The following is a 1,032-nucleotide window of genomic DNA, read 5'->3' on the forward strand; positions in this document are numbered from 1 at the left end:
CGCGAAGGGCGTGACCATCGGCGGCAAGAAGGTCAAGTTCGAACTGCTGGCCGAGGATGACGGCGCCGATCCGAAGCAGGCCACCGCCGCCGCGCAGAAGCTGGTCGACGCCAAGGTCAACGGCGTGGTCGGCCACCTGAACTCCGGCACCACCATCCCGGCTTCCAAGATCTACTACGATGCCGGCATCCCGCAGATCTCCCCGTCCGCGACCAACCCGAAATACACCCAGCAGGGCTTCAACACCGCGTTCCGCGTGGTGGCCAACGACGGCCAGCTGGGCGGCACCCTGGGCCGCTATGCGGTGCAGATCAACAAGGCCAAGCGCATCGCGGTGGTCGACGACCGCACCGCCTACGGCCAGGGCGTGGCCGAGGAATTCATCAAGGGCGTCAAGAGCAAGGGCACCTCGGCCGAAATCGTCGCGCAGCAGTACACCAACGACAAGGCGACCGACTTCAATGCGATTCTCACCGCGATCAAGGCGAAGAATCCGGATACCGTGTTCTTCGGCGGCATGGACGCCGTGGCCGGCCCGATGCTGCGCCAGATGAAGGCGCTGGGCATCAACGCCAAGTTCATGGGCGGCGACGGCATCTGCTCGGAAGCGCTGGCCAAGCTCGCGGGCGACGCGATGGCCGACGGCCAGGTGGTGTGCGCCGAAGCCGGCGGCGTGGAGGAAGCGCAGAAGAAGGGCATGGAAGAATTCCGCGCGGCCTACAAGAAGAAGTTCGGCACCGACGTGCAGATCTACGCGCCGTACGTGTATGACGCCGTGATGGTGATGGTCGAGGCGATGAAGAAGGCCGGTTCGGCCGAACCGGCGAAGTACCTGCCGGAGCTGCACAAGATCAGCTACAAGGGCGTGACCGGTAATATCGCCTTCGATCCGAAGGGCGACATCAAGGACGGCACCCTGACGCTGTACACCTACAAGGGCGGCAAGCGCGTGCAGCTGGCCGTGACCAAGTAATCTCCTCGGCAAGTAACCTCCTCGGCATCGGCGGGTGGCCGTCTTCACGGCCGCCCGCG

At 64.8% G+C, this 1,032-nt stretch carries 1 protein-coding gene; it reads left to right on the forward strand.

The features are described from left to right. Window positions 1-973: branched-chain amino acid ABC transporter substrate-binding protein (locus A6M56_RS10225; protein ID WP_286758126.1), on the forward strand; the 973-nt coding region annotated here is incomplete at its 5' end. Window positions 974-1,032 lie beyond the last annotated feature (59 nt).

The sequence above is a fragment of the Ralstonia sp. RL genome, assembly GCF_001683835.1.
Lineage (GTDB): Bacteria > Pseudomonadota > Gammaproteobacteria > Burkholderiales > Burkholderiaceae > Ralstonia > Ralstonia mannitolilytica.